General features: G+C 64.0%; 22 protein-coding genes and 1 tRNA gene. 11 read left to right on the plus strand and 12 right to left on the minus strand.

Going from position 1 to position 23,485, the window contains the following annotated elements; genetic code table 11:
• Positions 1-22: 22 nt before the first annotated feature.
• The 5 genes from WS46_RS01565 to WS46_RS01585 all read right to left on the minus strand — a co-directional run bounded on the left by WS46_RS01565 (position 23) and on the right by WS46_RS01585 (position 6,855).
• Complete coding sequence (locus tag WS46_RS01565) at positions 23-1,234, minus strand: ribonucleotide-diphosphate reductase subunit beta (protein WP_059535212.1); 1,212 nt, start codon at positions 1,232-1,234, stop codon at positions 23-25.
• 363 nt (positions 1,235-1,597) lie between these two features.
• Positions 1,598-4,591, minus strand: coding sequence for a ribonucleoside-diphosphate reductase subunit alpha (locus WS46_RS01570; RefSeq protein ID WP_059689105.1), 2,994 nt, complete (start codon positions 4,589-4,591; stop codon positions 1,598-1,600).
• A 452-nt stretch (positions 4,592-5,043) separates the two neighbouring features.
• Entirely contained in the window at positions 5,044-5,634 is a 591-nt protein-coding gene (gene ampD / locus WS46_RS01575) for a 1,6-anhydro-N-acetylmuramyl-L-alanine amidase AmpD (protein WP_059608190.1), read from the minus strand.
• Positions 5,631-5,948 (minus strand): PP0621 family protein, encoded by a 318-nt coding sequence (locus WS46_RS01580; RefSeq protein WP_059535206.1) that lies wholly within the window; start codon positions 5,946-5,948, stop codon positions 5,631-5,633. Before WS46_RS01580 ends, ampD begins: the two co-directional genes overlap by 4 nt.
• A 13-nt stretch (positions 5,949-5,961) precedes the next feature.
• Positions 5,962-6,855: an inner membrane protein YpjD gene (locus WS46_RS01585; RefSeq protein WP_059689106.1), complete on the minus strand. Its 894-nt coding sequence runs from the start codon at positions 6,853-6,855 to the stop codon at positions 5,962-5,964.
• An 89-nt stretch (positions 6,856-6,944) separates the two neighbouring features.
• On the opposite strand from WS46_RS01585, the gene ffh reads away from it, so the two are divergent.
• The gene (ffh, locus tag WS46_RS01590; protein ID WP_059465333.1) at positions 6,945-8,312 is read left to right on the plus strand and encodes a signal recognition particle protein; all 1,368 of its coding nucleotides are present in this window, start codon (positions 6,945-6,947) and stop codon (positions 8,310-8,312) included.
• A 94-nt stretch (positions 8,313-8,406) separates the two neighbouring features.
• Positions 8,407-8,958, plus strand: a complete 552-nt coding sequence (locus WS46_RS01595) for a hypoxanthine-guanine phosphoribosyltransferase (protein WP_059535202.1) — start codon at positions 8,407-8,409, stop codon at positions 8,956-8,958.
• An 85-nt stretch (positions 8,959-9,043) separates the two neighbouring features.
• Here the strand turns inward: WS46_RS01595 and WS46_RS01600 are convergent, their stop codons facing one another.
• Both WS46_RS01600 and WS46_RS01605 read right to left on the minus strand, forming a co-directional pair.
• The gene (locus WS46_RS01600; RefSeq protein ID WP_012363042.1) at positions 9,044-9,646 is read right to left on the minus strand and encodes a MarC family protein; all 603 of its coding nucleotides are present in this window, start codon (positions 9,644-9,646) and stop codon (positions 9,044-9,046) included.
• Positions 9,647-9,667: 21 nt separating this feature from the next.
• Positions 9,668-11,404: a proline--tRNA ligase gene (locus tag WS46_RS01605; protein WP_059689107.1), complete on the minus strand. Its 1,737-nt coding sequence runs from the start codon at positions 11,402-11,404 to the stop codon at positions 9,668-9,670.
• Positions 11,405-11,622: 218 nt separating this feature from the next.
• Here WS46_RS01605 and WS46_RS01610 point away from each other — a divergent pair, with 218 nt between their 5' ends.
• Together WS46_RS01610 and WS46_RS01615 are read left to right on the plus strand one after the other, a co-directional pair.
• Entirely contained in the window at positions 11,623-12,270 is a 648-nt protein-coding gene (locus WS46_RS01610; RefSeq protein WP_059535199.1) for an RNA pyrophosphohydrolase, read from the plus strand.
• 63 nt (positions 12,271-12,333) lie between these two features.
• Positions 12,334-12,891 carry a CNP1-like family protein gene (locus tag WS46_RS01615; RefSeq protein WP_059465329.1) on the plus strand — a complete coding sequence of 186 codons (558 nt, stop codon included), beginning with the start codon at positions 12,334-12,336 and terminating at the stop codon, positions 12,889-12,891.
• Positions 12,892-12,996: 105 nt separating this feature from the next.
• On the opposite strand, the gene proB is transcribed toward WS46_RS01615, so the two are convergent.
• The 4 genes from proB to rplU all read right to left on the minus strand — a co-directional run bounded on the left by proB (position 12,997) and on the right by rplU (position 16,105).
• Positions 12,997-14,115 carry a glutamate 5-kinase gene (gene proB / locus WS46_RS01620; RefSeq protein WP_059689108.1) on the minus strand — a complete coding sequence of 373 codons (1,119 nt, stop codon included), beginning with the start codon at positions 14,113-14,115 and terminating at the stop codon, positions 12,997-12,999.
• A 90-nt stretch (positions 14,116-14,205) separates the two neighbouring features.
• Positions 14,206-15,318, minus strand: a complete 1,113-nt coding sequence (gene cgtA, locus WS46_RS01625; RefSeq protein WP_059689109.1) for an Obg family GTPase CgtA — start codon at positions 15,316-15,318, stop codon at positions 14,206-14,208.
• A 187-nt stretch (positions 15,319-15,505) separates the two neighbouring features.
• Positions 15,506-15,769, minus strand: a complete 264-nt coding sequence (gene rpmA, locus WS46_RS01630; RefSeq protein WP_006476999.1) for a 50S ribosomal protein L27 — start codon at positions 15,767-15,769, stop codon at positions 15,506-15,508.
• Between the two features lie 24 nt (positions 15,770-15,793).
• Complete coding sequence (gene rplU, locus WS46_RS01635; RefSeq protein WP_006025184.1) at positions 15,794-16,105, minus strand: 50S ribosomal protein L21; 312 nt, start codon at positions 16,103-16,105, stop codon at positions 15,794-15,796.
• A 210-nt stretch (positions 16,106-16,315) separates the two neighbouring features.
• Here rplU and WS46_RS01640 point away from each other — a divergent pair, with 210 nt between their 5' ends.
• The 3 genes from WS46_RS01640 to WS46_RS35895 all read left to right on the plus strand — a co-directional run bounded on the left by WS46_RS01640 (position 16,316) and on the right by WS46_RS35895 (position 19,421).
• Positions 16,316-17,311 (plus strand): polyprenyl synthetase family protein, encoded by a 996-nt coding sequence (locus WS46_RS01640; RefSeq protein WP_059689110.1) that lies wholly within the window; start codon positions 16,316-16,318, stop codon positions 17,309-17,311.
• Positions 17,312-17,460: 149 nt separating this feature from the next.
• Positions 17,461-17,537 (plus strand) — tRNA-Pro (locus WS46_RS01645).
• 159 nt (positions 17,538-17,696) lie between these two features.
• The gene (locus tag WS46_RS35895) at positions 17,697-19,421 is read left to right on the plus strand and encodes a site-specific integrase (RefSeq protein ID WP_059689111.1); all 1,725 of its coding nucleotides are present in this window, start codon (positions 17,697-17,699) and stop codon (positions 19,419-19,421) included.
• Positions 19,422-19,427: 6 nt separating this feature from the next.
• Here the strand turns inward: WS46_RS35895 and WS46_RS01655 are convergent, their stop codons facing one another.
• Positions 19,428-19,763, minus strand: coding sequence for a helix-turn-helix domain-containing protein (locus WS46_RS01655; protein ID WP_059689112.1), 336 nt, complete (start codon positions 19,761-19,763; stop codon positions 19,428-19,430).
• A 290-nt stretch (positions 19,764-20,053) separates the two neighbouring features.
• Here WS46_RS01655 and WS46_RS01660 point away from each other — a divergent pair, with 290 nt between their 5' ends.
• The 4 genes from WS46_RS01660 to WS46_RS01675 all read left to right on the plus strand — a co-directional run bounded on the left by WS46_RS01660 (position 20,054) and on the right by WS46_RS01675 (position 23,400).
• Complete coding sequence (locus WS46_RS01660; RefSeq protein ID WP_257129898.1) at positions 20,054-20,548, plus strand: hypothetical protein; 495 nt, start codon at positions 20,054-20,056, stop codon at positions 20,546-20,548.
• Between the two features lie 430 nt (positions 20,549-20,978).
• Entirely contained in the window at positions 20,979-21,305 is a 327-nt protein-coding gene (locus WS46_RS01665) for a hypothetical protein (RefSeq protein ID WP_257129899.1), read from the plus strand.
• Between the two features lie 627 nt (positions 21,306-21,932).
• The gene (trfA, locus tag WS46_RS01670) at positions 21,933-22,841 is read left to right on the plus strand and encodes a plasmid replication initiator TrfA (protein ID WP_059689115.1); all 909 of its coding nucleotides are present in this window, start codon (positions 21,933-21,935) and stop codon (positions 22,839-22,841) included.
• Positions 22,842-22,908: 67 nt separating this feature from the next.
• Entirely contained in the window at positions 22,909-23,400 is a 492-nt protein-coding gene (locus WS46_RS01675; protein WP_059689116.1) for a hypothetical protein, read from the plus strand.
• Positions 23,401-23,485 lie beyond the last annotated feature (85 nt).

The raw sequence follows: 23,485 nt of genomic DNA on the forward strand, positions 1-23,485 counted from the left end.
GTGACGGGTTCGCTGCTGCGGGTTATTCCCAGGACAGCGCACCGCCCGTCTGATACTCGATCACACGCGTCTCGAAGAAGTTGCGTTCCTTCTTCAGGTCGATCATCTCGCTCATCCACGGGAACGGGTTTTCCTCGTTCGGGAACAGCGGATCGAGGCCGATCTGCTGGCAACGACGGTTGCTGATGAAGCGCAGATAGCTCTTGAACATCGACGCGTTCAGACCCAGCACGCCGCGCGGCATCGTGTCCTCGGCGTAGCGGTATTCGAGTTCGACAGCCTGCTTGAACAGCTCGCGGATCTCGGCGCGGAATTCCGCGGTCCAGAGATGCGGGTTCTCGAGCTTGATCTGGTTGATCAGGTCGATGCCGAAATTGCAGTGCATCGACTCGTCACGCAGGATGTACTGATATTGCTCTGCAGCACCCGTCATCTTGTTCTGGCGGCCGAGCGCGAGGATCTGCGTGAAGCCGACATAGAAGAACAGGCCTTCCATGATGCAGGCGAACACGATCAGCGACTTCAGCAGCTTCTGATCCGCTTCGAGCGTGCCGGTCTTGAAGGCCGGGTCCGTCAGCGTGTGGATGAACGGGATCAGGAATTCGTCCTTCGCGCGGATCGACGTGACCTCGTGGTACGCGTTGAAGATCTCGCCTTCGTCGAGACCGAGCGATTCGACAATGTATTGATACGCGTGCGTGTGGATCGCTTCCTCGAACGCCTGGCGCAGCAGGAACTGCCGGCATTCGGGCGCCGTGATGTGGCGGTACGTGCCGAGCACGATGTTGTTCGCGGCGAGCGAATCGGCCGTCACGAAGAAGCCGAGGTTGCGCTTGACGATGCGGCGCTCGTCCTCGGTCAGACCGTTCGGGTCCTTCCACAGTGCGATGTCGCGGGACATGTTGATTTCCTGCGGCATCCAGTGGTTCGCGCAACCCGCCAGATACTTTTCCCACGCCCACTTGTACTTGAACGGCACCAGCTGATTGACGTCAGTCTGGCCGTTGATGATGCGTTTGTCGGCGACATTGACCCGCGCTTCCGAACCGCCAGCGGGAACAGCCGATGCTTGCGGCGGCACCGCAAGATCGCCTTCGAAAATGTCGCGGACCTGATGGGCGGCAGGCGTTGCAGCCTGCAGTCCGACAGCCATCCCTGCGGAGGTGCGCATCGCGTTTTGCTGCGCTCCGCTCGCGGGGGTTACGGCAGTCTTCTCGTCATCCCAGTTGAGCATAAATTCTCACCATCAATTTAGAACGGTTTGTACCATCTTTTCCTGAGCGATAAAAGGGTTCGCTCACGAAAAATCCTTTTTTCGATTCGCGTTGCGACCTCGATACAACACTTTGAGCAACGCATCGTCGTTCATGCAGAGCGCGACGCGTGTCACGCATGTATCGCGAGGTGCGCTCGACGCATCGAACGCTGATCGAAACGCGACGTCGTCGGGGATGTTTCGATCGCTTGTCACTGCCTGCAACGCAAGTGCCGCGTTACAGATTCCTTATCATTTTTTTAGTAGAGAGCGGCGCACACTTCAACCTCGATCGGTTGCCGTGCGCGCCGCCCGAACCTTCTTCAGGTCATGCGCGCTGCGTTACTGGCAGGCTTCGCACTCGTCGAAGCCCGGATCGCCCGGACGCATCGTGCACACCGGACCGTCTGCTTCGACCGGCGCCAGCGCCGGTGCAGCATTGATCGCGCCCGACGATGCATCGCCGCCCGCCGCACCGAAGCCGCCTGCCGCGCCTTGCGCGCCGCCGCTGCTCGAGCCGCCGCTCGTCGGCACTGCGTTCAGCGCGCCGTGTGCGACCGTCGACTTCTCGACGTGCGTCGCCGCCATCGTGCGGAGGTAGTAGGTCGTCTTCAGACCGCGCAGCCATGCGAGCTTGTAGACCTCGTCGAGCTTCTTGCCCGACGCGCCGCCCATGTAGATGTTCAGCGACTGCGCCTGGTCGATCCACTTCTGACGACGCGACGCCGCTTCGACCAGCCACGTCGGGTCGACTTCGAACGCGGTCGCGTAGATCGCGCGCAGGTCGGCCGGGATGCGGTCGATGCGCGACAGCATGCCGTCGAAGTACTTCAGGTCGGCGACCATCACTTCGTCCCACAGGCCGCGTTCCTTCAGGTCGCGAACGAGGTACTCGTTGACCACCGTGAATTCGCCCGACAGGTTCGACTTCACGTACAGGTTCTGGAAGGTCGGCTCGATGCATGCCGACACGCCGATGATGTTCGAGATCGTCGCCGTCGGCGCGATCGCGACGCAGTTCGAGTTGCGCATGCCGTGCGCGGCGATCCGCGAACGCAGCGTCGTCCAGTCGAGCGACTCGGACGTGTCGACCTCGACGTAGCCGCCGCGCGCTTCCGTCAGCAGCTTCAGCGTGTCCTGCGGGAGGATGCCGCGATCCCACAGCGAGCCGCGGTAGCTCGAGTAGCGGCCGCGTTCCTCGGCCAGCTCGGTCGACGCGTAGTACGCGTAGTAGCAGACCGCTTCCATCGAACGATCGGCGAACTCGACGGCCGCTTCCGACGCGTACGGCGTGCGCAGCAGGTGCAGGCAGTCCTGGAAGCCCATGATGCCCATGCCGACCGGACGGTGCTTCAGGTTCGAGTTACGCGCCTTCGGCACCGCGTAGTAGTTGATGTCGATCACGTTGTCGAGCATGCGCATCGCGACGCTGATCGTGCGCTTCAGCTTGTCGTGGTCGAGCGCGTAGCTGCCGTCGGCCTGCTTCACCAGGTGGGCGACGAGGTTCACCGAGCCCAGGTTGCACACCGCGATTTCGGTGTCGCTCGTGTTCAGCGTGATTTCCGTGCACAGGTTCGACGAATGGACGACACCGACGTGCTGTTGCGGCGAGCGCACGTTGCACGGATCCTTGAACGTGATCCACGGGTGGCCGGTTTCGAACAGCATGCCGAGCATCTTGCGCCAGAGTTGCTGCGCCGGGATCTTCTTGAACAGCTTGATCTCGCCGCGCGCGACCTTGTCTTCGTAAGCCGTGTAAGCCTTCTCGAACTCCGCGCCGAACTTGTCGTGCAGATCCGGGCAGGTCGACGGCGAGAACAGCGTCCAGTCGGCGCCTTCCATCACGCGCTTCATGAACAGGTCGGGAATCCAGTTCGCCGTGTTCATGTCGTGCGTACGGCGGCGGTCGTCGCCCGTGTTCTTGCGCAGCTCGAGGAATTCCTCGATGTCGAGGTGCCACGATTCCAGGTACGCGCACACCGCGCCCTTGCGCTTGCCGCCCTGGTTGACCGCGACGGCCGTGTCGTTGACGACCTTCAGGAACGGGACCACGCCTTGCGACTTGCCGTTCGTGCCCTTGATATGCGAGCCGAGTGCGCGCACGCGGGTCCAGTCGTTGCCGAGGCCGCCGGCGAACTTCGACAGCAGCGCGTTTTCCTTCAGCGCTTCGTAGATGCCGTCGAGGTCGTCCGCGACCGTCGTCAGATAGCACGACGACAGCTGCGAGCGGTGGGTGCCCGAGTTGAACAGCGTCGGCGTCGAGCTCATGAAGTCGAAGCTCGACAGCACGTTGTAGAACTCGATCGCGCGCGTTTCGCGGTCGATCTCGTTCAGCGACAGGCCCATCGCGACGCGCATGAAGAATGCCTGCGGCATTTCGATGCGGGCGCCGTCAACGTGCAGGAAGTAGCGGTCGTACAGCGTCTGCAGGCCGAGGTAGCCGAATTGCAGATCGCGGTTCGCGTCGAGCGCTTCGCCCAGACGCTTCAGGTCGAACTGCAGCAGCTTGTCGTCGAGCAGGCCGGCGTCGACGCCGCGCTTCAGGAACTGCGGGAAGTATTCGGCGTAGCGGGCCGACATGTCGGCCTGGACCACTTCCTCGCCGAGGATCTCGCGACGGATCGTGTGCAGCAGGATGCGGGCCGTGACCTGGCTGTATGCCGGATCCTTTTCGATCATCGTGCGCGCAGCGAGGATCGCCGAGTCGTAGACCTGGCCCATCGGCACGCCGTCGTACAGGTTCTTCACCGTTTCCGCGACGATCGGGTCAGGGTTAACCGCAGCGCCGAGGCCATCGCACGCCGACACGATCAACGCACGCAGCGCGTTCAGGTCGAGCGGACGCGTGACGCCGTTGTCGACGACGTTGATGCCGGTGCTCGCCTCGCCGCCCGCGGCCGCTGCTTCCTCGCCCGCATGCTGACGCTCGAGGTGACGCTTCTCGCGATACAGCACGTACGCACGCGCGACGTTGTGCTCGCCGCCGCGCATCAGCGCGAGTTCGACCTGGTCCTGGATATCTTCGATATGGAACGTACCGCCGTTCGGACGGCTGCGCACGAGCGCGCGCACGACGTTGTGCGTCAGCTGCTCGACGAGTTCGCGTACGCGCGCCGATGCCGCGCCCTGCCCGCCGTTGACGGCCAGGAAAGCCTTGGTCACCGCAATCGCGATCTTCGAAGGCTCGAACGACACCACGCTGCCGTTGCGGCGGATCACCTTGTAGTCGGCGAACGTGGCCTGCGGCGCGAGCGCCTGTGCGCCCTGTTCGGTCCCGCCGAGCGGACGGCTCGAGGCGCTCTCGTACTGGGACGTCGCGTTGTCGGTGGTTTGCATGTGCAAAGCTCCTGGTGTTGGATGGTGCGGAGAGAACCGCGGATTAAAACGAACGCTGCGCAATGGCGTGCGCGAGCGGTAAGAGGCGAGCGATGCGTCGGGGAAGCCGGTTCGGTCGATGCGCGACAACCGTTCCGGTCGTGTGCTTCGTCATGTATACCCTGCCCCGTCGAAGTTCGCTGCGCTTGATCGCGACGCCCGGACCGCCCGGCCTGGCGCGCCGCCCTGAGAACCCTGTCCGCCGGCGTTGCCCGCCGGCCGGTGCCGCTCGGGTTTCCCCTGCGACACACACTATATCTAGTACAGAACTGCTCAACTGGCACCAAGTATAGTGGACATTCGGACGAGGTCAAAACGGATAATTTGCGATGGAGGTCTTGACATCGCTCGCGCGCAGACACGACAAGGCATTGGTCGGAGAAAAAACTTTCCCCGGTCAAAAAACCCTGCGCTCAGTGCTGACGGAAAGGAAAGTATTCGGCGGAAAAGCCGGCATCGCCTGCGAAGCGTTGCCAATCGAAGTGCGGTCCCGGGTCGGTCTTGCGGCCCGGCGCGACGTCGGAATGCCCGGCCACCGCATCGATCGGATAGCGCGCGGCAAGCGTGCGCGCGAGCACGCCGAGCGTCGCGTACTGCGCCGCGTCGAACGGCACGTCGTCCGCGCCTTCGAGCTCGATGCCGATCGAGAAGTCGTTGCAGCGCGGCCGGCCGAAGAACTCGGACGCGCCCGCATGCCATGCACGCTCGTCGCACGACACGAACTGCACGAGCTCACCGTCGCGACGGATCAGGAAATGCGCGGACACGCGCACGCCGCGCAGGTGGCTCTGGTAATAAGGGTGCGCATCGCAATCGAGGCGATTCAGGAAGAGCGCCTCGATCGCGTCGCCGCCGAACTCGCCGGGCGGCAGGCTGATGTTGTGGACGACGACGAGCGTCGGCACCGCGCCCGCGGGCCGCGCCTCGAAATTCGGCGACGGCGCGTGGCGCGCTTCGCGCACCCAGCCGTGCGCGTCGACCGACAGCAGCGCTGCGTCGCTCATCGGGCGTCGCGGCCGCTCGCGTGTGCGCCGTGGCGCTGCGCGTGCTCGGTGCTGCAGAAGTATTCGCCACCCGCGGCGACGGCGTCGCCTTTCGGCGTATGCACGCCGCATTCGGCACAGCGCACCATCGGTTCGGGCAGCGAGCGCGCATCGCCGTTCGGGCGTGCCGTCCCGGCGCCGCCGGAACCGGGCGCGCCGTCGAAGCCGCCACCGCGGCCGTTGCGCGCCTGCGCGTGCTCCTGGGCCTGGCGCAGCTTGCGCGTGAGCCACGAACCCGCGAAGAAGAGAAGGATCAGGAGAAGAATCTGTCGCATCGGAAACCTGCGTTCAAACCACGGAGCGGTGCAGCAGCACCTCGAAAACGAACCGGCTGCCGACATACGCGAGCAGCAGCGCGGCGAACGACACGAGCACCCAGCGCGCGGCGCCGCGCCCACGCCAGCCCGACGTCTTGTGGGCGACCAGCAGGCCGCCGAACATCAGCCACGACAGCACCGCGAACACGGTCTTGTGATCGAGCCGCAGCGCGCGCGCATCGACCTGCTCGCTGAACAGGATCCCCGACGCGAGCGTCAGCGTCAGCAGCACGAAGCCGGCGCCGATCAGGCGGAACAGCAGCTTCTCGAGCGTGAGCAGCGGCGGCAGCGTTTCGAGCCAGCTCGCGATCCAGCCGGTCGAGCCGTCGCGCCCGCCGCTCCTCAGCGACTGAAGACGCCGCTCGACCATCAGCATCAGGACCGCGTGCAGCGCGGCGATCGCGAAAAGGCCGTACGCGATGTTCGCAATCAGGAAGTGCATCTTGAACAGCGGCGCTGCGGCATAAGGCAGCACCCGCACGCCGCCGAACACGAGCGGCAGCAGCGACGCGCCGCACGCGAGCGGCAGCACCAGCAGGCGCAGGCTGTCGAGCGGGAAGAAGAAGCTCTCGATCCAGTAGATGCCGGCGCCGAGCCAGAACATCGCGGACAGCGCGAACGCGAAGCCGAAGACCATCGCGTCGTGCGGAAAAATCGTCATGTGCAGCAGCACGCCGTGCGCGACGAGCGCCGCGAACAGCAGTGTGCGGCCGGCCCCGCTCATGCCCGACGCGGCGGACGCCGGAACCGGCACGGCCGGCACGCTCGCGACGAGCGAGGTCGCGCCCTGGCGGTGCGTGCGCCAGCCTGCGACGGCGAGGCCGCCGTACAGGAACGCGGTGAGGGCATACAGTACAATATCCATGTTCGAAGTTTACACTAGGCCCCCTTCCCGCGACGGCTCCCTTTGTTCGGTTCCGTTGCGCCTTCGGGCCCCACTGTCCATCGCTCCCCATGCTCGACAATCTCACTCAACGGATGGCGCGCGTCGTCAAGACGCTGCGCGGCGAGGCCCGGCTCACCGAGGCGAACACCCAGGAGATGCTCCGCGAGGTGCGTCTCGCGCTGCTGGAAGCCGACGTCGCGCTGCCCGTCGTTCGCGAATTCATCGCCAAGGTCAAGGAAAAGGCGCTCGGCGAGGAAGTGATCAGCAGCCTGTCGCCGGGTCAGGCGCTCGTCGGCGTGGTCCAGAAGGAACTGACCGCCGTGATCGGCGGCGACTACGAAGGCAAGGCCGCCGAGCTGAACCTCGCCGTCACGCCGCCCGCCGTGATCCTGATGGCCGGCCTGCAGGGCGCCGGCAAGACGACGACCGCCGGCAAGCTCGCGAAGCTGCTGCGCGAGAAGTACAAGAAGAAGGTGCTGACGGTGTCGTGCGACGTGTATCGCCCGGCCGCCATCATGCAGCTGAAAACGGTGAGCGAACAGGTCGGCGCCGATTTCTTCCCGTCGACGCCGGACCAGAAACCCGTCGACATCGCACTCGCGGCCGTCGACTGGGCGAAGCGCCACTACCATGACGTGCTGATCGTCGACACGGCCGGCCGCCTCGGTATCGACGAGGCGATGATGCAGGAAATCGCCGCGCTGCACGGCACGCTGAAGCCGGCCGAAACGCTGTTCGTCGTCGACGCGATGCTCGGTCAGGACGCGGTCAACACCGCGAAGGCGTTCAACGACACGCTGCCGCTCACCGGCGTCGTGCTGACCAAGCTCGACGGCGATTCGCGCGGCGGTGCCGCGCTGTCGGTGCGCCACATCACGGGCAAGCCGATCAAGTTCGTCGGCGTCGCCGAGAAGCTCGACGGCCTCGAGGTGTTCCACCCGGACCGGATGGCGAACCGGATCCTCGGCATGGGCGACATCCTCGCGCTCGTCGAGGAGGCCCAGCGCGGCGTCGACGTGCAGGCCGCGCAGAAGCTCGCCGACAAGGTGAAGAAAGGCGGCGACTTCGACCTGAACGATTTCCGCGCGCAGATCTCGCAGATGAAGAACATGGGCGGCCTGTCGTCGCTGATGGACAAGCTGCCCGCGCAGTTCCAGCAGGCGGCGGCCGGCGCCGACATGGGCCAGGCCGAGAAGCAGATCCGCCGCATGGAAGGGATCATCAGCTCGATGACGCCCGCCGAGCGCGCGAAACCCGAAATCATCAAGGCGACGCGCAAGCGCCGCATTGCAGCCGGCGCGGGCGTGCCGGTGCAGGAAGTCAACCGGATGCTGAACCAGTACGACCAGATGCGTACGATGATGAAGAAGCTGAAGGGCGGCAACATGCAGAAGATGATGCGCGGCCTGAAGGGCATGATGCCCGGCATGCGCTGATTCCGCCCGTCGGTCGGCGCGCGGGTTTTTGCCGTAGCGCGCGCCGGCCGTTCTGCTTCATCCTTATTTGTATACCGACTGCCCGCCAGAACACATGAACCGCGAAGAAGCCCTCCACATTTTCGACCACTCCGAAGAGATCGTCTCGGCCGATGCCGTCAACGCATCGATCGCCCGGATGGCCGACGCGATCCGCGCCGACATCGGCGACGCGTTCCCGCTCGTGCTCTCGGTGATGGGCGGCGCCGCGGTGTTTACCGGGATGCTGCTGCCGCATCTCGATTTCCCGCTGGAATTCGACTACATCCACCTGACCCGCTACCGCAACACGACGCAGGGCAGCCCCGAGATGCACTGGCGCGTCGCGCCGCGCGAATCGGTGAAGGACCGGATCGTGCTCGTGCTCGACGACATCCTCGACGAAGGCGAGACGATGGCGGCGATCCGCGACCGCATCCTCGACATGGGTGCGAAGCGCTTCATGTCCGCCGTGCTGTGCGAGAAGACGCTCACGAAGGCGAAACCGCTGCACCCCGACTTCTGCGGCTTCTCGGTGCCGGACCGCTACGTGTTCGGCTGCGGGATGGACGCAAAGGGCTACTGGCGCAATCTGCCGACGATCCGCGCGCTGACCGCGAACGTCTGACCGCCCTGCCCGCCACAAAGAAAAGCGGCGCCCCGGTTTCCCGGAGCGCCGCTTTTTTGCGTCGGCACGCGCCGCACCGCCCGCGCTACAGCTGGTGCACGAACGCCCGGATGCCGGCCAGCAGCATCTCAACCGAGATCGCGACGAGCACCAAACCCATCAGCCGCTCGAATGCGGCGACGGTCCGCTCGCCGAGCCACTGCTGGATCCGTTCGGCCAGCACCAGCGTGATCGCGCAGACGATCATCGTGACCGTCAGCGCGCCCACCCACTCGAACATCTTGCCCGGCGCCTGCGACGTCAGCAGCATCACCGTCGCGAGCGCGGACGGCCCGGCAAGCGCCGGAATCGCGAGCGGCACGATGAACGGCTCGCCGCCTGCGCGCGGATCGCTGCCGAGCGCGCCGTCCGGATGCGGGAAGATCATCCGCAGCGCGATCAGAAACAGCACGATCCCGCCGCCGAGCCTCAGCGACAGGTCGGTGAGGCTCATCATCCGCAGGAAACGATCGCCGACCACCATGAAGAACAGCAGGATCACGAACGCGATCCCCACTTCACGCAGGATCAGCTTCACGCGCCGCTCGCGCGGCACGTCCCGCATCGCCGTGATGAACAGCGGAATGTTGCCGAGCGGATCCGTGATCAGCACGAGGAGCACGGTGGCCGACAGGAAGGTGTATTCCACCGTGTCCCCCGGTTGCAGCGCTTAGCGCTCGAGCGCGGCGCGGATCTTCTCCGTCACCGTCGCCGCGGCCGCGTCGGCCGGCAGCAGCGTCGCTTCGGCGTCGCGGCGGCCCTGATACTCGATCTTGCCCTCCTTCAGGCCACGTTCGCCGATCACCAGGCGATGCGGCACGCCGATCAGTTCCCAGTCGGCGAACATCACGCCCGGGCGCTCGCCGCGATCGTCGAGGATCACGTCGATGCCGGCAGCGGCCAGTTCCGCGTACAGCTTGTCGGCCGCCTCGCGAACCATGTCGCTGCGATCGTAGCCCATCGGGCACAGCACGACCTCGAACGGGGCGATCGACTCGGGCCAGATGATGCCGCGATCGTCGAAGTTCTGTTCGATCGCCGCGCCGAGAATGCGCGTGACGCCGACGCCGTAGCAGCCCATCAGCATCGGCTGCGGCTTGCCCGATTCGTCGAGGAACGTCGCGCCCATCGCTTCCGAGTACTTGGTGCCGAGCTGGAACACGTGGCCGACTTCGATGCCGCGGCAGATGTCGATCTCGCCCTTGCCGTCCGGCGACGGATCGCCTTTCTTGACGTTGCGCACGTCGGCGACGTCCGGCTCCGGCAGGTCGCGGCCCCAGTTCACGCCCGCGATGTGATAGTCGACCTCGTTCGCGCCGACGACGAAATCGCTCATGTTCGCGACCGTGCGATCGGCGATCACCTTCACCGGCTTCTTCGTGCCGACCGGGCCGAGATAGCCCGGCGGCGTGCCAAACCACTCGACGATTTCCTGCTCGGTCGCGAAGCGGTGGTTCTTCAGCCCCGGCAGCTTCGACACCTTGATCTCGTTCAGATCGTGGTCGCCGCGCAGCATCACGAGCCAGATGGTCGGCTCGGCGCCTTCGTTGTCGGTGGCAAGCACGATCGACTTGATCGTGCGCTCGAGCGGGATCGCCAGCAGTTCGGCGACGGCCTCGCACTTCGCCTTGCCGGGCGTCGAAACCTTCTCCATCGCTTCGGCCGGTGCGGCGCGCGCGGGCGTCAGCGGCAGCGCTTCGGCCGCTTCGACGTTCGCCGCGAAGTCGGACGTCGGGCAGTAGGCGATCGCGTCTTCGCCGGTATCGGCGATCACGTGGAACTCGTGCGAGAAGTTGCCGCCGATCGAGCCGCTGTCGGCCGCGACCGCGCGGAACTCGAGGCCGAGGCGCGTGAAGATGCGCACGTATGCGTCATACATCTTGCGATACGACTCGTTCAGGCCGGCCGCGTCCTTGTCGAACGAATACGCGTCCTTCATGATGAATTCGCGGCCGCGCATCACGCCGAAGCGCGGACGAATCTCGTCGCGGAACTTCGTCTGGATCTGATAGAAGTTCACCGGCATCTGCCGGTAGCTCTTGATCTGGTTGCGCGCGATGTCGGTGACGACTTCCTCGTGCGTCGGCCCGATCACGAAGTCGTTGTCCTTGCGGTCCTTGAAGCGCAGCAGTTCCGGGCCGTACTGTTCCCAGCGCCCCGATTCCTGCCACAGCTCGGCCGGTTGCACGGCCGGCATCAGCAGTTCGATGGCGCCTGCCCGGTTCATTTCCTCGCGCACGATCGCCTCGACCTTGCGAATCGAACGCAGGCCGACCGGCAGGTAGTTGTAGATGCCGCCGGCGACGCGACGGATCATGCCGGCGCGCACCATCAGCTTGTGGCTGACGATCTCTGCGTCGGCCGGTGCTTCTTTGAGGGTGCCGATAAAGAAACGGGAAGCTTTCATGCGGACGGTTCCAAATACGGCGCCCCCAGGCGGGGCGCCCGAAAAAGTTTCAAGGTGAAAAAGCTGCGCGCGACGAACGACGATGGCGCAGATGACGTAGCAGACTAATCAGGGACAATTCAGCCGGTGCGCCCCGCGCGGATTCGCTCCGTCACGGTGCGCAGCGCCCGTTATCTGTTTATAATCAAAGCAATTTTAAAGGATTCGAAGGTGGTTGTATGCTGGATCGTGAAGGCTTTCGCCCGAACGTCGGCATCATCCTCTTGAACGCGCGCAACGAGGTGTTTTGGGGCAAGCGGCTCCGCGAGCATTCCTGGCAGTTTCCTCAAGGTGGGATCAAGTACGGCGAGACCCCCATGCAGGCGATGTACCGGGAACTGCACGAGGAGACCGGACTGCACCCGGAACACGTCAAGATAATCGGCCGCACCCGCGACTGGTTGCGTTACGAGGTGCCTGACAAGTTCATCAAACGCGAAGTACGCGGCCATTACCGCGGCCAGAAGCAGATCTGGTTCCTGCTGCGGATGGTCGGACGCGATTGCGACATTTGCTTGCGCGCGACCGATCACCCGGAGTTCGATGCGTGGCGCTGGAACGAGTACTGGGTGCCGCTCGATGCGGTGATCGAGTTCAAGCGGGATGTCTATCAGTTGGCGCTGACGGAACTGTCGCGCTTCCTGCGCCGCCCGGCGCAGCGAGCCGAAAAGCCGCGTGGGCCGCGTCCGTCGCGCTATCCGCGCGTCATCGGTGCGCAGGTCCAGCAGACGCTGACGATTGTCGACACATCGGTGGTCTGTTCGGAGATCGAAGTGGAGGCGAGCACGCTCGACGAGATGCCGCCCCGCGAGATCATCGGCAAATGACGAGTCGGACTGCATGACCGGGCGCGACCTTGTGTCGCGCCCTTTTTTTACGAGGAATGCATATTGAAAGCGATTGCTCTCGCGCTCGCATCGATTGTCGCGGCGGCCACGCTGGCCGGTTGCGCGAATTCGAAGACGCCGACCAACAAGGATGACAGCGAGTTCGTGTACCTGCTGGACCGCCAGGGCAACTGGAAGGAAAACCCGGTCGACACGCTGCCGCCGCTTCCGCAAGCAGGCGACCTGTTGCCGTTCAACGTATCGCAGAACACGCCGCTCAAGTTCTCCGTCGATGCGAAGTCGCTCGCGGTCGGCACCGACGGCGTCGTGCGCTATGCGGTCGTCATCACGAGCCCGGCCGGCGCACGCAACGTGAACTACGAAGGCATCCGCTGCGACACCTACGAATGGCGTCAGTATGCAGGCCTGAATTCGGACCACGACGGCTGGGACCGTACGGTCGAGAACGACTGGCGTCGCATCGAGAACGGTGAGCTGAACGCGTACCACTCGGCGCTGTACCAGGACTACTTCTGCTCGAACAAGATGCCACAGGGCACGACCCAGCAGATTCTCGAGAACATCCGGTTCCACCGCACCGCGATGAGCCAGCTGCGCTGACGATGTGACGCAGGGCGCCGGCCCGGCCCTGCCTCTCGCCAGTTGCAACAAAAAGCCCGCATAACGCGGGCTTTTTTAGTGTCTCGCGACGCCTTGGCCGAGTGATTACACGAGCACGAGGTTGTCGCGGTGAATCAGTTCCGGTTCCAGCATGTAGCCAAGCACCGCCTCGATCTCGCCGCTCGGCTTGCGGTGAATCAGCTTCGTTTCCGCGCTGCTGTAGTTCGTGAGACCGCGCGCCACTTCGCGTCCGTCGGGGCCGACACATGCGATCACCTCGCCGCGCGCGAATGCGCCCTGCACGCCGATCACGCCGATCGGCAGCAGGCTCTTGCCGCCAGCCGTCAGCTTTTCGACCGCGCCGGCGTCGATCACGACGTGCCCGCGTACCTGCAGATGATCGGCCATCCATTGCTTGCGCGCAGCCATCCGCGCGGTGCGCGCGATCAGCTGCGTGCCGATCGCCTCGCCCGCCGCCAGTCGCACCAGCACGTCGGCTTCGCGGCCGCTCGCGATCACGGTGTTCGCGCCGCTGTGCGCTGCGCGCTTCGCCGCGAGGATCTTCGTCAGCATTCCGCCGCGGCCGAGGCTCGAGCCGGCTCCGCCCGCCATCGCCTCGAGTTCCGGTGCGCCCGCACTGGCTTCCGCGACCAGCGTCGCGTTCGGATCCTTGCGCGGATCGGCGGTGAAGAGCCCGGACTGATCGGTCAGGATGATCAGCGCATCGCCTTCGATCAGGTTCGCGACCAGCGCGCCGAGCGTGTCGTTGTCGCCAAACTTGATTTCGTCGGTGACGACCGTGTCGTTCTCGTTGATGATCGGCACGACGCCGAGCCGCAGCAGCGTAAGCAGCGTCGAGCGCGCATTCAGGTAGCGTTCGCGATCGGCAAGGTCGGCATGTGTCAGCAGGATCTGCGCGGTGCGGATATCGTGCTCGGTAAAGCGGCTTTCGTAGACTTGCGCGAGCCCCATCTGGCCAACCGCGGCGGCGGCCTGCAACTCGTCGATCTCGCGCGGACGCTTGCTCCAGCCGAGCCGCTGCATCCCTTCAGCGATCGCGCCCGAACTGACGAGCACGACTTCCTTGCCCTGCGTGCGCAGCGCGGCGATCTGGGCCGCCCAGCGGCCGATCGCAGCATGATCGAGCCCCTTACCGTCGTTGGTTACGAGGCTCGAGCCCACCTTCACCACCAATCGCTTCGAATCCGCGATGATCGAACGCATCGTGCGCTGTCTCCTGTATCTGATGCCGGCCCGACAGGGCGCGATTAAATTCCGGCACCAGGCGCGACGCCCGGTGCGTTCCGGCCCCGCTCAGGCGTCGTCGCCGGGCGTCGCGCCGCCATCGGCGGGCGGCGCATCGCGGAAGCGCACGTCCGCGGCCAGATCTTCCTCTTCCGCCGCGCGATGCGCGTCCGAATGCTCGGCGAGGTAGTCGTAGATCGCGTAGCAAAGCGCTTCGCAGCCCTGACCCGTGAGCGCCGAAATCTCGAACACCGGGCCGTCCCAGCCGAAACGGTCGAGGAAATCGGCGACGCGCGCCTCGCGCTCGTCATCCGGCACCATGTCGAGCTTGTTGAGGACGAGCCAACGCGGCTTCTCGTAGAGCGCCTCGTCGTACTTGCGCAGTTCGCCGACGATCGCGGTTGCTTCCGCGACCGGATCGACGCTTTCGTCGAACGGAGCCAAATCGACGAGATGCAGCAGCACACCGGTGCGCTGCAGGTGTCGCAGGAACTGGTGGCCGAGGCCCGCACCTTCGGCTGCGCCCTCGATCAGCCCCGGGATGTCGGCGATCACGAAGCTCTTGCTCGGCCCGACGCGCACGACGCCGAGGTTCGGCGCGAGTGTCGTGAACGGATAGTCGGCGATCTTCGGCTTCGCGTTCGACACCGACGAGATGAAGGTCGACTTGCCGGCGTTCGGCATGCCGAGCAGACCGACGTCGGCGAGCACCTTCAGTTCGAGCCTCAGCATGCGCCGTTCGCCCGGCTTGCCGTCGGTTTTCTGGCGCGGCGCGCGGTTCGTGCTCGACTTGAAATGCAGGTTGCCGAGGCCGCCTGCGCCGCCCTTCGCGAGCATCACCTGCTGATCGTGCTCGGTGAGGTCGGCGATCAATTCGCCCGTGTCCATGTCCGTCACGACCGTGCCGACCGGCATGCGCAGCGTGACGTCGTCACCGCCCTTGCCGTAGCAATCGGATCCGCGGCCGTTTTCGCCATTGCGCGCCAGATGCTTCTTCGCGTAACGGTAGTCGATCAGCGTATTGATGTTGCGGTCGGCGATCGCGTAGACGTTGCCGCCCCGGCCGCCGTCGCCGCCATCCGGCCCGCCGAACGGGACGAATTTCTCGCGGCGCATCGACGCGCTGCCATCGCCTCCGTCGCCGGCGATGACTTCGATTCGTGCTTCGTCAATGAACTTCATTCGTCACTCCGACCAGTATTTCCGCTATTGTGCCGCGCGCCGGCGCGCTTGAACAATCTGCCGTTCGGCCGATTGCCCGCCGTTTCGCGACAGCCGCCGGTGCGCACATGCGCCCGGCGGCCAAATAAAAAAAGGCCCCGCGAAGACTGCGGGGCCTTTCGGCTACGAAGCCCGTGGGTGCCTGAACTTAGGCAGCCGCCGGGACGACGATGACCAGATGCTTCTTGTCCGCGCCCTTGGTCGCGAACTTGACGTGACCGTCGACCAGCGCGAACAGGGTGTGATCCTTGCCCATGCCGACGTTCTCGCCAGCGTGCATGCGCGTACCGCGCTGACGCACGATGATGCCGCCAGCGTTGATCGCCTGGCCGCCGTACACTTTCACGCCGAGACGTTTCGACTCGGAGTCGCGGCCGTTCCGGGAAGAGCCGCCTGCCTTTTTGTGTGCCATCTGATTGCTCCTTTACCGAGGCGCTTACGCGTTGATCGCGTCGATGCGCAGCTCAGTGTAGTTCTGGCGGTGGCCGCCGTGCTTTTGGTAGTGCTTCCGGCGACGCATCTTGAAGATGGTGACCTTGGCATGACGACCGTGCGACACAACGGTGGCCTTGACGGAAGCCCCACTGACCAGCGGCGTACCGAACTTAATCGATTCGCCTTCGCCCACTGCGAGAACCTGGTCGAGCGTGATTTCAGCGTCAATGTCAGCCGGTATCTGTTCTACTTTGAGTTTTTCGCCAACGGCAACCTTGTACTGCTTGCCACCGGTTTTTATGACCGCGTACATTGAGAACCTCACTCTGGATCCAATTTTTCCGCACACCACGCGCGGAAAACACGTGATTATACATGGGGTTAGCACCCAAGTCAAAGCCGATCCGCGATTGCCGCGCGCAAGCCCTGGCCGGACGGCCAAAATCACGGTGCCGGCACGTCCGACAGACCGGGATATCGCGGATTCGACTTATAATCCGCGGCATCACCCATTTCGATCATCATGTCGTCGTCCACCGCCTCCCCCACCCTCAGCGCCGCCCACCTGCTCGCCCCGATCGCCAGCGACATGGAGCAGGTGAATCGCGTTATCCGGCAAAGCCTCGCGTCCGACGTGCTGCTGATCAACCAGATCGCCGAGTACATCATCGGCGCGGGCGGCAAGCGGCTGCGTCCGGCCCTGTTGTTGCTCGTCGCCGGTGCGCTCGGCGAGACGTCGCATCAGCGGCACGTGCTGGCCGCCGTCGTCGAGTTCATCCACACGGCCACGCTGCTGCATGACGACGTCGTCGACGAATCCGAACTGCGGCGCGGCCGCCAGACGGCGAACGCGCTGTTCGGCAATGCGGCGAGCGTGCTGGTCGGCGACTACCTCTATTCGCGCTCGTTCGAGATGATGGTCGGCGTCGGCAAGATGCGCGTGATGGAAATCCTGTCGGAAGCGACGACGATCATCTCCGAAGGCGAAGTGCTGCAGCTTCTGAACATGCACGACGCGGACGTCGACGAGTCGCGCTACATGCAGGTGATCCGCTACAAGACGGCGAAGCTGTTCGAGGCATCGGCCCGCCTGGGCGCGGTGCTCGCCGGCGCCGATGCGCCGACCGAAGCCGCCGCGGCCGAATACGGCCGCCGGATCGGCACCGCATTCCAGATCATGGACGACTGGCTCGACTACGCGGGCACGGCCGAAGCGATGGGCAAGAATGCCGGCGACGATCTGCGCGAAGGCAAACCGACGCTCCCGCTCATCTATCTGATCGAACGCGGCACGCCCGAACAGTCGGCGCGCGCGCGCGAGGCGATCGAGCAAGGCGGCACCGATCGCTTCGATACGATTTTCGACGCGATCACGCGTTCGGGCGCGCTCGACCATACGCTCGAATGTGCGCGCCAGGAAGCACAGGCCGCTGCGGCCGCGATCGCCGCGTTCCCGGATTCGATCTACAAGGAAAGCCTGCTCGGGCTGTGCTCGTACTCGACGTCGCGGCAGTCGTAAACGCGCCGCGAAGGGAACGCGATACCTTGCCTCGAAAAATTTCTTCACCAAGGTATTCCCTTTTAGAAAAAACATCGTTATAGTTACGTTCTTGCTTGAGACGACGCAGCGATCTTCACGAAGGCGCCTGAGTCGGAAGAGCAAAAAATCGGGGTGTAGCTTAGCCTGGTAGAGCGCTACGTTCGGGACGTAGAGGCCGGAGGTTCGAATCCTCTCACCCCGACCAGGTTTCCCTTCAAAAACAGCGGACTAGATGTCCGCTGTTTTTGTTTTCAGGGTCCGCAGTGGCAAATCAGTGGCAATCTCCGCCACTTCGCTACAAATCGCGAATCATCCCCCTGCCCTACGCCTATACGGTGCTCCCCAACCTTGGAGCATCACTGCCATGGCGTCCATCGAAAACCGCTCTCGCATCCGCGTCACCGTCCGCAACCGCGACGACCTCACGCGGACCTTCGCCCGCAACGCCGACCAGGCCATCCAGCGCTACGTGCAGACGCTGCAGTCGCAGGGGCTAAAGCCTCGGCTGGCGAGCCTCGATGACCACTATGTCGTCCGCACGCGCAGCGTCGCGCACAAGAACCAGACGTTGAGAGCCGGTAGCGAAGCGGAAGCCATCAAAATCAAGGAGCGCATCGAGAGCGAGCAGCGCCAGGGGCTTTTCATCGACTATGCGAAGGGGCAGCAGACGACCCTCGCCGACCTGCTGATTCGCTACCTGCGCGACGAGGCGCCGCGCGACAAAAGCTTCGAAGTCCTCGGCTACAAAATCAATGCGTGGCTGGAGGACGCTGGGTTGCCCCGGCAGGACCTCTCTGAGATTCGCGACGCGCACCCCAATCCTTGCCCCAAGGTCACGGCCATGAAAATCCGTAGGTCCACGGGCACGCGCGTCGGGCAGCCCTCGGCGACCGGCAAGTTCATCCGCAAGCCGTTCGCCACCATCGTCCCGGACGACTTCGCGGACTACATCGACGAGCGCTGCCAGGTGGTCGAGCCGAGCACGGTCGACCGCGAAATCGACATCTTCTCGGCGGTCTGCCACATCGCCATTGACACCTGGCGGATTCACGTCGCCAAGAACCCGATGGACGGTGTACGCCGGCCCCGCTACTACAACGAACGGGACCGCCGCCTGAAGGATGGCGAGGAGGCGCGCTTGCTGGCCGCCGCCCGTGAGGAGGACCGCGCGCAGTCCATCGCTCTGCGCCTCGAGCTGCTGATGGCAGCAGAGCGCGAGGACGCAAACAGCGCGACCACCGTGTACCGGCGCAAGCAGGTTATCAAGGGCGCTCGACAGCGCTACCAGGCGGAAGCCGAGGAGACGTACGAGCACATTCCGTTGCTGGAGACTTTCATCCACTTCCAGCTGATGACCGGGGCCCGCCGAAGCGAGACGCTGACGCTGACTTGGTCCAACGTGGACCTGGACGGCCAGGCCGCGTTTCTGCCCGAAACCAAGAATGGCCGGCCCCGCACCTTGCCCCTTCGCAGCGACCTCGTCGAGCTGCTGCGCCAGCTGCCGCGCACCAGCCAGCTGGCGTTCCCAATTGGCGTCGACGGCCTGCGCAAGGCCTGGCAGCGCATTTGCATCGCCGCAGGCCTGACTGGCAGCGGCGAGGTGCGCATCCATGACCTGCGCCATGAAGCCATTTCCCGCGTCGCCGAGGCCGGCAGCCGCACGCCCGGCGGGTTCTCGCTGGTCGACCTTCAGCACTTCAGCGGCCACCGCGATACCCGCATGCTGCTGCGCTATGCGCATCTGTGCGCGGGAAGCTTCGCCAAGCGCTTGGATGAGGCCTTTCAGGTCAATTCGCCCGATTCGACACTCCACCGTGGCCGGCTTCGGCTCAAACAGGGCGCGTCCGTCTCGCTCAAGGAGGTGCTGGACGACCATGCGCCGGCACCGTCAACCGCCCCGCTTGCCTATGACGCCGCGCCGTCAGCGCAAGTTGCCAAGGCCATCAATGCGATGCAGTCTTCAACAAGCAGTCGCGAGAACCGCGACGCTGGCACGCGTCAGCAAACAGAGGAGCCGGTCTCATCACCGATGTCAACCGGCTCGACCGGGAACGTCATCCGCGTCGACTTTGCCCGCCGGGTCGCGTGACGGCCACTACTTGCTACGCCTGCCTGCCAGGATGACGTCAATCATGGCCTTGATATGCTTGCGCTCGGTCTTGGGCAGGCGCACCCACGCCAGCACGAGGTCGGCAAGCTCGTCGTCTTCGCAATAGAAGTATGCGGCGGGAAGATGGAGCGCCCGCGCCAATTTGACGGCGATGCCAAACGGAGGCTCATGTGTGCCCGTTTCATAGCGGCTCATTCGGGCACTCGCCGTACCCTCGTCGAGCCCAATCTGGACTCCCAGCCGGTCTTGCGGGATATCGGCCCGCTGCCGCGCTGCCCGTAGGCGGCGGCCGAATAGGGTGGCAGGCTCCTTTATCCTCATGCTGCGAATATCGTAGGAATCCCTTGCCGTTTCTCTACGTAATTCGTAGAATCCGACGCCGCCCCTCGGCGCCGCCAACCGCCTCGAACAAGCCAGAGCCGCCTTGGTAAGCTTTTGGCTGCGCATTTAATGCCACACCCGATTCCCGGCTCCCGATTCGCCGCAGGACACGCACGACCCGAAACAAATATCCGGAAGGAGGTCCATCTGTGGACGGTCATCGGACACGCCGGCCAGCAGCGATTGAAGCTACCGAGCCGGCCAACAATGAGCCGCGTGCGCGAATGTCGATGGAACTGCAGCAGCGCCTGGCCTCGGCGTATCCGCTGTTCTTCCGCGCCATGAATTGTCCGGAGGCATACCCGTCGAACATTGCGCTCCACGGCATCCAGTGTGGCGCCGGGTGGTACTCGGTAATTGCTCTGCTCGCGGACGAGATTGAGCGTGAAATTCAGGCGCTATGGGCGAACGAGGCACGCTTGCCCGCCTTCCTCGTGTCGCTCGAACAGGCACTGCGGGAGCAATCTCTTCTGGAGGAGTACAACCCGTACCCGGTACTCCCGCTCTGCAGAAGCATTGAAACGACGAACGGCCTGCTCGACATCAAGCTGACATTAGGATTCTTCTTCGACATGCCATCGCATAATCGCATCCGTGACGCGGTCGAGAAGGCGGAGCTTCTTGCGCGAACTGTCTGCGAATGCTGCGGCAGTGCCGGCACGTTCCGCAAATATTGGTCGCGCGTGTACTGCAACGACTGCATCGCGGAAGAGCCGGAGTCGTGAACGCACCGCGAAGAGATTGACCGTGTTGTTGGCCGGCCGGTCGCCGCCGACGACACGACGCTTTTTTCTCACGTTTTCTCAGCGAATCTGAGAAAACCTCCCTGCTGCCCCGTCGTTGGCAACCGGCGCTCCCGACCTACGAGATTCGAAGGGTCGCACTTGTCGCGGACCTACGTTATTCGTAGAATGTGTGGCACGAGCGTGCCGATTGGAGCGTACAGGCCCGCCTATCTGATGACTGCGAGCGAGGCTGGCACAACGACCGAGCCCGCGGCCAGGAGGGAATGGCCAACGAATGACATCCCGACACCGGCCGTGGTGAAGTGGCGTGCGCGATGCGCGTCGCCATGTGGTACCCGAGACGGCTCTCGAGCATTTCGCAACGCCATGCTGGATTCGGCATCAAAAGGCTATGCAGTTCGACAACGTTATGACGCTCAAGAAAATCTCCTTGGCTGCGGCCTTGTTTTTGTTTTCGCTCGCGGCTCACTGCGCCGAATTCACGCAACTGCTCTGCAAGGCGGAAGAATCGACGACCAGCTATTTTCCGAGGGGGAAGGCGATTGAGGTGCCAGTGGAGAAGCTCGCCGAGGACGGCACCGAGTATGTCGTCCGGGGCTGGCACTTCTCGAATGACATCTTCCGGGTATCACGGTCGAGCGGCGAATTTTCCTACACTACGGCTATCAGCCGCTTCGACCATCCGGCGCGCGCAACCGGCGCTTGCGAAGCCAAGCAGCAAAAGCTCCGGTTCTAGCAGAGCGGCGGGGCGCAACCAGTTTCCGCGTCACATAGCGACGGCCGACGAAAGCTGCCGCCACGAGTACGTCTATGCTCCGTGCCCGTACAACAGCGCTCGCCATTAGCCATAAGTCCCTGCACCCAATTTTGGCAAATGACTTGAACGAGCGGGCTGCATCCCGCGAACATAGCCGACTGCGCACCGGTTGCCCTTCCTGCTACCAGGGGCCGGCACGGCACCTCGGAAGCGACCGCCGCGGGAAGCCACGGGCGGAAGCATTTGCACACCCGTTTCCGCAATCCCGCCCGTCCTGGCAAGCCAGTGCCGCGAGGGCGGAATGATGTCCGCCCGCAGAGCGAGCGAAGACGCCGCGTGTTAGCTGCCGCGAGCGGAGCGAGCTGCCCTGCCCCACAGCGCCTTGTTTGAAATTCTCCTGTTTATGAATTGCCCGGCCGGCGCCAGGAAGAATCCGCACTATTCGCTGGCAATTTTTTCTGCGCGCCGTTCCGCAAGTCCCCACATTTCATCCGCAAGTCCCGGCGGCATTATCCGCAAGTCCCCTGACTGGCCGGCATGAATGATTCCGCAACTATACTACCTGCCGTCCGTTGGGCGGCCACGGGACTACACGAGAGAGATGCAATGACCGCCCTCCAGAACGCCAGCCCAGTGACGTGGCCGAAGCTGCGACTCAAGCACGGGTTGAACAATAACGTGGTGACGGCGCACGCGCTCGCGCGTAGCTCCATCTTCAGTACGCGGTTCTATCGTAGCCATGCCGAACGGCCTCTGTATCGCGAACGAACCCGGTTGCCATCAACGAGCGACATTGAGGTCTTCCAGACGGCTGGCCACCAACTCGACCAGGGTGACGCCGATGTCTTCTATGAGCTTCTGAGGCGTGTATTTGTCAGCGGCAACGAAACGTGCCGCGAGTCCCACGTCGTGTTCAGTCGCGCCGAGTTGCTAAGGGCGCTCGAACGAAGCGCCGGCGGCAAGACCCGGAAGCTTCTGGATGAATCGCTGGACCGCCTCTATCGCGCCGAGTTCGAGTTTTCGGTGCATGGCCTTTTGTCTGGCAAGTCCCGGCTCATTCTCAAGATGCATCAACTCGATAAAACGACGGCGGCCGGCGAGGACTATGACATTCTGCTCGATGTCGAGCTGGCCCGATTGTTCGACGGTAATCAGTGGACGATTCTCCGGCGGTCACAGCGGCGGCTCCTTGACGGCAAACCCCTCGCGAAAGGCTTGCACGCCCTTTTCTCGACATGGTCGACCCCTTATCCCATGCTTCCGGAGACGTTGCTACCGCTGGCGGGACGACAGGGAATGCAGCAAAGCAAGTGGCTCGACGTGTTGCTTCCTGCTCTCGCTGCTGTCAAGCTCGTGACTGGGTGGCCCAAATGCGAACTCGAAACGCAAGGCGTCCATGCGGGAAAAATCGTCGTGGAAAAGGGTGATTGCGCTCCTGCACGTGTAGGAAAGTCCAAAACCCGGAAGGCAATTTCTGAACAAGTCTACGAACATGACATTGATGACGACATTTAGGCCGCCAACTCGCGGCATCATATGCGCCGCCGCTGCCCCCTCTCCCTAAGTTTCTAGTATCCAGCCGATGGTCCAGCGACTTCAAGAGGTTGTGGGCAAGCTGTACAAGCCGCCGGCGAATGGTTCGCGCCAGGTATTCGCGCTGCCGCGTGGCGACGCCGAGAAGCTGCCGCGGCTACCGTCGATTGCCGTCATCTCGGTCACCGCGCCGGAGCGCCCACTAGCCAGCCTAGATGGCTTCGCCCATCTGCTACGGCTCAGTTTTGCGGACGTCGATTTCCTGAGCCCGAACCTCTCGAACAAGTCGCGAGGCAAGCTCGCACACGCGTTCACCGCAGAACAGGCTCAGGCCATTCACTCCTTCGTCGGCGCCTTGCCGACTGACGTGGTGTCGGTCGTCGTGCACTGCGAGGGCGGATATTCACGTTCATGCGCCATCGCCTTGGCGCTCCATCGACTATACGGCTATCGAGCGGAAATCGACCATCTTTCGCAGGCCAACCCTTCGGTCGTGCGCATGATGGAGCGCGATGGGCGCACACATCATCGCGGGCGGTAACAAACCCGTCGTTGAGACGCTTCAACGTCGCGGACTACTTGCCCGCTTCGCGAAATGGAGCGGTGATGACGCACCACCGTCCTTA

It is taken from the genome of Burkholderia sp. RF4-BP95, assembly GCF_001521985.1.
Classification (GTDB): Bacteria; Pseudomonadota; Gammaproteobacteria; order Burkholderiales; family Burkholderiaceae; genus Burkholderia; species Burkholderia diffusa.